The organism is Streptomyces sp. NRRL F-5122 (genome assembly GCF_001507435.1).
GTDB lineage: Bacteria > Actinomycetota > Actinomycetes > Streptomycetales > Streptomycetaceae > Streptomyces > Streptomyces lannensis.
Window position 1 is genome coordinate 21133 of sequence record NZ_LMWH01000304.1, and the last position, 7584, is coordinate 28716.

Genomic DNA, 7584 nt, shown 5'->3' on the forward strand with positions numbered 1-7584 from the left:
CAGTGAGCCTTTCCCGGTAATGGATCATGACGTTGTGTGATCGTTCAGATGGTTCGGTCGTATTCGAGCTGGAGCAGGACGAGGGCTGCGGCGGCGATCTGGGTGATGCGGCTGGGGTCGAGACTGACACGCCGCAGGGCCTTGAAGGTGGTCTTGAGCAGGGAGTTGGCCCGTTCGCACACGCCGTGGACACCTCGGATGACCTTGTTGTAGGTGTGCTGGGCCTCGGTCAGCTCGCCGCTCGCGGGCTTCTTGACCGGGTGCCGGAGGCCGTCTCCGGCGTTCTCGTACCCGAGGTCGACCAGGGTCGGCACGCCCGGTTCGGCGGCGAGGTTGTTCAGGGCGTCGAGCCGGCCGTGGTGGCGGGCGCAGGTGGTGTCGTGCTCGCGGCCCGGGCGTACCGGGGAGACCCAGATCGGCCAGCCGTCCGGGGTGGAGATGACCTGTACGTTCCCGCCGTGATGGCGGTGTTTCCCGGACCACCACAGGTCCGCGCCGTTGGGGCCGGGGGCGGCGACGCGGTCGGTGCGGACCACGGTGCCGTCCAGGTTCAGGTGGGTCAGCCCGGCTGCTTTCGCCCGCTCCAGCGCGGTGTTCAGATCCGGTGCCCCGGCCGCCAGGACGGTCAGTCCTTCGTGCAGGTAGCGATAGGCGGTGGAGGAGGACAGGCCGTTGTCACGGGCGAGTTGGGCCAGGCGGGTGCCGTCGAGGAACCAGCGCAGAATGAGCACGGCCTGCCGGAAGCAGCCCAGCGCGCGCCGGCCCCCGCGGGTGCCGACCGCCGCACGGTGGTCGCGCAGCAGCCGGGATAGGTGCTCGGCGGTGGACCGGCGGACATCGAGCACGGCGGTGTATGTGACACTGGTCGGCACGTGAGGCCCCTCGGTCGGATCTTTCTGTCGCAAGATCGTTCCTACCAGGGGCCTTACGGTTGCCCGGACTTGGAGACAGCAGGGGCACGGAGACAGCGGCGATCACAGCGAGCGACGACCGGTTACCGGGAAAGGCTCAGTGCGTGGGTGGCCGGGCAACGGGCGCGGCTGTACGAGGAGGACTGCGGGAATCCCGTTTTCTCCTCACGGTGCTGAAGATTTGCCCCGACCACCACCTGCAGCCCAAAAAGATTGTCTGGAGTCTGGCAGGGCGTAGGCCTGAGAACCTGCATCCGTAGAGTGGGAAAACCAAGAGCCGCGTGCAGGTTCGGCCCCATGCATGGCCAGGATTCTTGACACCCGCGCGCTTCCGACCGGACGGCTCAGAAGATCCGTCGCCGCGAGCAGGGCCACGAGTACGCCACTACACAGCTGGTAGCGCTCGGAGCTCCGCGGCCGCGGCCCGGCTGCGACCCCGCCGTGTGGTTGCGCGACGCCCTGGTCGCGGTCGGAGCCCGCAACATCCGGCACCGCGGCGCGCACCGCTTCGTGTTCCGGCTCGGTCGAACCCGCAAGGAGCGGGAGGAGATCAAACTCGGACTCACCGCCCTGCGGCCCTACCCCAAGCAGCCCGACCCCGAACCGGCGCCGGCGTGACCGGCGCTCCGCGCAGAGAAGCCGTGCAAGGAGCCCGACCTGGCGCGCCGCGACCGGCGCGTGCTGTGCCAGGGCTGCGCCTGGCTTTGTAGGCGAGTTTCGAGAACGTCCGTTGCTCAGCGGTGCGAACGCCTGGTGCCACGGGAGATTGATGTCGCTGAGTTTCGAGAACGCCCAGGTGCTTGCCTCGGAACCATGGTTGTGCTCTGCACGACGAGGGGGCCCGGGTGCTGCCGAACTCCAAGGTCGATCTGTACGCGGCGATCCGCCGTGATGCCAGGGCTGGCATGTCGACCGAAGAGGCGCGAAAGTTCAGGACTGCGCGGTCCGGAACGCGAGATACCGGCTGAAGGCTTCGTGGCTGTCGGGAGTGAAACGCCACTTCAACAGGGCCGAGTGAAGCTCCGACTCGGTCAGCCAGCCATGCCAGGCGACCTCATCGGGATCTGGGGTCACAGCGTCCGGAACCACGGCTTCATGCACGCCGAGCCAGTGAGGGCTCAGGCCGCTGCGGTTGATGAACGTGAACAGCAGGCGCGGCAGGCCACGGATGCCCAGCTCTTCGGCCAGCTCCCGCGCGGCAGCCTGTTCATAGGACTCGCCGACATCCACGGCGCCACCGACCATGACCTCATAGAGCCCGGAGAAGCGCGACAACTGCTCCGACCGCCGATGGACGAGAATCCGACCACGCTCATCACGACACACCGTCGAGGCGATTCGATGCAGCCAGCCCTCCCGGATGGCCTGCCGACGGGTGACCACCCCCAGAGCCCGATCTTGACAGTCGACACGCTCCACGAGTTCATCCACGAAGCACACCCTGGCAGAACCCACTGACAACGCCGTTTCTCGGCGAGGCGTTCTCGGAACTCGGCAACAATCTGGACCCGCTTGATCAACATCTGTTGCCTGAACTCGGCATCAACCGTTCCCGCGTTACACCGACGAAGCCACTGCGCCGCTCCGCACTGATCCCGCCATCCCTGATCTTTCCTGAAAGGCATACTTCTGATGATGACGACGAACACCCAGAGGATTCTCGACCTCGCCGCGGCCGCACCGGCCAGCGACGGCGCGGACTTGTTGCTGCTCCTTCGCGAAGCGAACGAGTTGTATCAGGAGGGCTTCGAGGGGCTGCGTGACATGGTGGCGGCCCGCTTCTCGGGGCTGTCCATCGGGGAGCTCGTGGCGGCCGTGAACGCGGCCGGCATGCCCTGCGACGCGTCGCAGGACCGTGATGAGTTGCTCCTGCTGCTCGCTCTGACCGAGTGGGAGATGACCCCGGCGGCGATGGCCTATTCAGAGATGGCAGTGGACGCCGCCCGTCGAGGGGTCAGCCTCCTCCCGGAGGAGTAACGCCGGAATCGGGCCGGGATGGCTCGGAGGCTGGACAGCCCTCCAAAACATACGCCATTATATGTGTTGTGAGCCGGGCAGGCCGGCTCCGCGACGATGGGACGGTTCCGGTCATGGCTGCCCGATCCACGCCTCACCTCGTCGAGGCTGCAGAGATCGCCGCGGAACGCGGGCTGACGCCGGCGCGCATCAGCGCGCTGTACCTCGAGCGGGAGACCAGCGGTTTCCCCGAGGTCGTCGGCCACCGCGGCCGCGCCCGTCAATGGGACAAGAGCGACGTCGACGCGTGGTTCGACCAGCGCAAGCCGCCCCGTCTGCACGAGCACAAGCCGCCGAAACTCGATCCCGACGAGCTGCTCACCGGGGCCCAGGCCTCGCGGTTCCTCGGCTACAAGAACCCTCAGCAGGTCAACACGTATGTGCGGGACCACCCCGGCTACTTTCCGGATCCCGACGTCGTCGAGGAACTGGGCACCCCGGAGCGGCCCTACCGCCGGCCGAAGTGGTACGTGCGGACGCTCCTGGAGTGGAAAGACTCCCGCCCGGGCAGCGGGAAGCGCAGCATCGAACGCGCAGCGCCCGCCCTGCCGGACGTGCCCGTCGACGGTGACCCGGATGAGCTGCTGGGTGCATCGCAGGCGGCGGCTCTGCTGGGATTCAAGAGCGTGAACTCCTTCAGCAGCAGTCTGGGTCAGGGCAACCTGCCCCTGCTGAAGACCGTCGACGCCACGTCCGAGAAGGGCGGCCGCCGCCGGTGGACCCGCCGGCGCATCCTCGAGCAAGCCGCACAGCGCACAGCCAGGTAGCACAACCGGCGGGTGGCCCTCGGCTCACCGCCCCTATAGACGCGGCATCCGGTTATGGGTAGTTGGTCCCTTGCGGACCGGATGTCGCACGATGGCCGGCATGGCGTGGCTCGCCACCACGCCCCGCAGCAGCTTCGGCTGCTGCGGACCGGCCATCGCCGAACTTCCGCTGCTGCTACCGCCCTCCCCCTGCGCCGGCCGCTACCCTGCCGAGTCTGGTCGGCAGGCCCGCAACGCCTCAGTCCTGCGCGTGGTCGGGGTCATGGTCGGGGGTCGTGAAGTCCGACCACGAGAGCGTTTCGCGTTCGTGACCATGGTCGGGGGTAGATGGTCGGAGGTTGGGTCGGGGGTCACAGGTTTCCTCAAAGAATGACCAAGACCAGCCCCACGCCAAGAGTCCTGCCCAGCAGTGTGAGCCCCGTGCCGGCCGAATCGCTGCGTCACCAGGTCCTGGCCGCGCTCGCCCAGCACCGCATCGTCACCACCAACCAGTTGCGCCGCATGCTGCGACCGGACGGCACACGGCAGCTGCTGTCCAGAGTTCTGCAGAAGCTGCGCTCCACCGGCTTGGTCGACTTCACGGTCCTACCGGATGATGGCCGGTCACGTACCTACGCCTGGTACCTCACACCCGAAGGCGCGCGTCTGACCGGAGACCTGCCCGTTCTGCGCGGCCGGCCGCCCTACCCCATCACGTCGACCACAGCAGCGTCGCTGAAGACCCCGCACACGCTCGCCGCCGTCCGCGCCCACCTCGCCTTCGCCGAAGACGCCCGACGGCTCGGACACGAGCACGGCCCCTGGGACTGGACCCCCGAGGTATCCCACTCGATCGGCGAGGGCGAGCGGGTCGTCGCCGATGCCCTCATGTACTACACGGTCGCCGAGCACCAACAGCGGCGAAAATTGCGTGCGTTCGTAGAAATCGATCGCAGCACCATGAGCGCGGAGCGGCTGGCCGTGAAGCTGATCGAGTACGCGCGCCTGTTCCAGTACGAGGCCCAGCCCGTCGGCCGCCGCAAGCCGACCGCCACCGGTCCTGCCTGGCTGCGCTGGTACCCGGTCTTTCCGCGCGTGCTCTTCGTGCTGACCGGCGCCTCCCGCACCAGGCTGGAGAACCGCATGAGCGACCTGCAGGCCATGGTGGCCCACCACCCGCTCGTAGCGGCCTTCGCCGGCGAAGTGCGCCTCGGAGCCGCCGTACTCGAAGACCTCGAGCAACACGGACCCGCCCACCCCGTGTGGGTTCCCCTGACCGGCGGGAACCCACGCCCTTGGACGGAATTGTGAGTCTTCTGTACAGGCGGTAGCTGAGGAACCGGCCTGCCTGCGAGCGTCCGCTCAAGCGCATCCGGGACGATGCGCTCGAGCGCCTTCCCCTCGGGGGTACACAGCGAGGCCCTGACGGATCCGACTCCCGTCCGGGCCTCGCTGTGTACGGCATCAGGCAGTGTGTCTTGCACCCAAACGGATCCGGAGTCCGTTCAGGCGGGTCGGGTGAGCGGGGCGACCAGGCCGCCGCCGGGCCACAGATCCCGCTCTGCCACGAGGTTGGTGAGACAGGTATTGATCTCGTCCAGCACCGCGGTGCGCTCGGTAGGCCCGTAGGAGGTGAAGCCGCCGTTGGCGGCGCCGTAGGCGCGGACGTGGCTGTTCGGGCCGGCGCAGACGAGAGCGCGCGCAATCTCGGGCAGGCCGAGGCTGAGCGCATCGCAGTCTCCGGAGCGGACGACCTGCAGCAGGTCAGCGGTGACGGCCTCCCAGTCGCCGACGGCCGGCCAGTCGGCGCCCCCGTTCAGCTCGTGCGTGAGGGTGGCCAGCGGGACGATCTCGCCCTGCTTGCGCCCCTGGGTGAGGCGGTCGTGGATGCGGGCGCCGTCGGGTTGGTACACCTGCGGGTGGAGCAGGGAGTTGGCGGCGACGACCGTGGTGTTGATCTCCCGGGCTCCAGGGCGGGGGTAGTACGGCTCGTGCGCGAAGAGCAGGTAGACGTTCGCGGTACGGACGGCCGGGCTGAGCTCGATCTCGGGCATAGAAGGGTTCCCTTCAGGCGTGGTGCGTTGAGGGTGAGGTCGGACGCCGGACACGGGCCTGGCCCGCCTCGGTTGCGCCGTCCTCGCAGGCTGTGCAGCCGATGGTCTGAGTGACCTGGTTGACGAGGTGGAGCATCAGCCGTTCGCGGGCGATGAGCGCGTCCGAAGCCGCGAGGGTGTCCTGTGTCTGGAGCAGGCCGGCGGCGTCCCACAGCAGGTGCTGGCCGATCTCGGCCGGGCGGCGCAGTTCGTAGCGGTCGCTGCTGGCGGCGGCCGCGACGAGGTCAGAGTGCAGGGCTGCGAGGCGCTGCACGTAGCGGCAGGGGGCGTCGCCTTCGACGGTGCGGACATGTTCGAAGGCGCGTGCGTCCAGCCGTTCAAGCAGGTGCTCGGCGAGCAGCGGGGCAAGGAGTATCGCCGGCAGTACGACGTCGACGGGGATCCGTTGGGCGGCGGCGTACAGTCCGGTGAGCAGGCTGGCGACGGCGAGGGTTGCGACGGAGAGCCGTACGGATGCGGGGATGCCGCCCAGGCCGATGCGCTGTGCGGGGCGCCGGGTCAGCCAGCGCAGGGCCAGGCGCTGCAGGCAGGTCGCGGCCGGGGTGAGCACCCCGATCTGGTGGGGGATCTCAGGCAGGCTCCCGTCTCCGGGAACGGTCCAGGCCAGCCATCCCCACCTGGTGCGCTCGCAGACGAGCACAGGCTCGCAGTCGTGCGAGCAGGAGTCGTTGCGGACGTGGCCGGTTCGCTCGGCGCGGGCGCGTTCCTTCTCCCACCGGCCCGGGTGGCCGGTGAAGGGGCGCTCGTGGTGCGTGGTCGTTGGCGGTGTGTGGGGTGGCGTGTCCGTCACGAGGTGCTTCCTTCCTGGTGATCGGTGGGGGCGGAGGCGCAGGTGGTGCAGCGGCCGTCACCGTGGGGGTGGGCGCGGCGGGGGGTGGGGCCGGTGCAGGTGCGGCAGAGTGGCCAGCCGAGGCAGGCCGGGCAGAGGTCCTCGCCGGGGGCGGTTCCGGGTAGGCCGCAGCCGGCGCATTCGACGAGGGCCCGGTAGGTCAGCGCCTCGCTCACCGGTCGAGTGGCGGCAGAGCCGGTCATCGGCTGCGGCCGCGTGTCGTCCCGTACGTGCGGGCCGTGGTGGTCGGCCGCGAGGGCGGGTGGCGGGTAGGCCTGGGCGGCGCGCAGGCGGGCGGCGATGATCGCGCCGACCGTGGTCCGCACCGGATGCGGCAGGGGCCGGGTCGCGATGACGTGCCGCAGTTGCTCCTGGGTCCAGCCGGCCTCGAGCATCACGGTCACGACGCGGCCCTGGTCGGTCAGCGCCTGGCCAGTCAGGAGCAGCTCGGGGCGGGCCGTCCCGAGGTCGAGCAGCAGCCGGATGCCCGGGTGCATCTCGTCTGCTGCGTGCACGGCTGGCGGGGGTGTTGGCGTGTCCGGCCGGTCCGTCCGTCCGTGCTCTCGTGACGCGTCGCTGCGGCATGGACGGAGGGGTCTGGTGTTCTGCTTGTTGGTCTTCTTTCTGTTGGTGTTCTTAGTGCCGGGATCAGCCAACGTAGGCTCAGCCAATCTTGGAAAACCCGACTTTGGTTGCGACCTGGGGTTTTGCAGGGCCGGTAGGTCGGTGATGAAGTACAGCGCCTGGCCGAGGGTGCCGTCGGGATTGCGCTCGCGGGTGCGGTAGAGGAATCCGTGCCCCTCCAGTTGCTTGAGGCCCGTCGTGACGGCGTCGACGCCTTCCGTGCCGCGGCGCACGAGTTCGGCAACGGTGACCTGCCAGCCGTCCCGGTGCGTGCTGACGTACCCGAAGATCCCCTTCGCCTTGAAAGACAACCGACTGTCCCGGAACAGGCCGTTGGCGATCTG

The 7584-nt window shown here is 68.9% G+C and carries 9 protein-coding genes; 4 read left to right on the forward strand and 5 right to left on the reverse strand.

Annotated features, from left to right (window positions below; all coding sequences use genetic code 11):
- Positions 1–44 precede the first annotated feature (44 nt).
- Positions 45–872 carry an HARBI1 family protein gene (locus ADL25_RS44700; protein ID WP_059133727.1) on the reverse strand — a complete coding sequence of 276 codons (828 nt, stop codon included), beginning with the start codon at positions 870–872 and terminating at the stop codon, positions 45–47.
- Positions 873–1352: 480 nt separating this feature from the next.
- On the opposite strand from ADL25_RS44700, the gene ADL25_RS50155 reads away from it, so the two are divergent.
- A complete protein-coding gene (locus tag ADL25_RS50155; protein WP_199839322.1) occupies positions 1353–1529 on the forward strand; it encodes a hypothetical protein in 177 nt (58 codons plus the stop codon).
- A 312-nt stretch (positions 1530–1841) separates the two neighbouring features.
- Here the strand turns inward: ADL25_RS50155 and ADL25_RS44705 are convergent, their stop codons facing one another.
- Entirely contained in the window at positions 1842–2342 is a 501-nt protein-coding gene (locus ADL25_RS44705; RefSeq protein WP_420711427.1) for an NUDIX hydrolase, read from the reverse strand.
- A 204-nt stretch (positions 2343–2546) separates the two neighbouring features.
- Between ADL25_RS44705 and ADL25_RS44710 the strand changes: the two genes are divergently transcribed.
- The 3 genes from ADL25_RS44710 to ADL25_RS44720 all read left to right on the forward strand — a co-directional run bounded on the left by ADL25_RS44710 (position 2547) and on the right by ADL25_RS44720 (position 4984).
- Entirely contained in the window at positions 2547–2888 is a 342-nt protein-coding gene (locus ADL25_RS44710) for a hypothetical protein (RefSeq protein ID WP_234381317.1), read from the forward strand.
- A 113-nt stretch (positions 2889–3001) separates the two neighbouring features.
- Entirely contained in the window at positions 3002–3694 is a 693-nt protein-coding gene (locus ADL25_RS44715; protein WP_059133730.1) for a hypothetical protein, read from the forward strand.
- Between the two features lie 369 nt (positions 3695–4063).
- Positions 4064–4984 (forward strand): replication-relaxation family protein, encoded by a 921-nt coding sequence (locus ADL25_RS44720; RefSeq protein WP_059133731.1) that lies wholly within the window; start codon positions 4064–4066, stop codon positions 4982–4984.
- A 194-nt stretch (positions 4985–5178) separates the two neighbouring features.
- Here the strand turns inward: ADL25_RS44720 and ADL25_RS44725 are convergent, their stop codons facing one another.
- From ADL25_RS44725 to ADL25_RS44735, 3 genes are all read right to left on the reverse strand, one after another.
- On the reverse strand, positions 5179–5727 hold the full coding sequence (locus ADL25_RS44725; protein WP_059133732.1) for a hypothetical protein: 549 nt from the start codon (positions 5725–5727) through the stop codon (positions 5179–5181).
- Between the two features lie 13 nt (positions 5728–5740).
- The gene (locus tag ADL25_RS44730; protein ID WP_059133733.1) at positions 5741–6577 is read right to left on the reverse strand and encodes a hypothetical protein; all 837 of its coding nucleotides are present in this window, start codon (positions 6575–6577) and stop codon (positions 5741–5743) included.
- On the reverse strand, positions 6574–7584 hold a 1011-nt coding region (locus ADL25_RS44735; RefSeq protein ID WP_059133734.1), incomplete at its 5' end, for a hypothetical protein. The genes ADL25_RS44735 and ADL25_RS44730, both read right to left, overlap by 4 nt.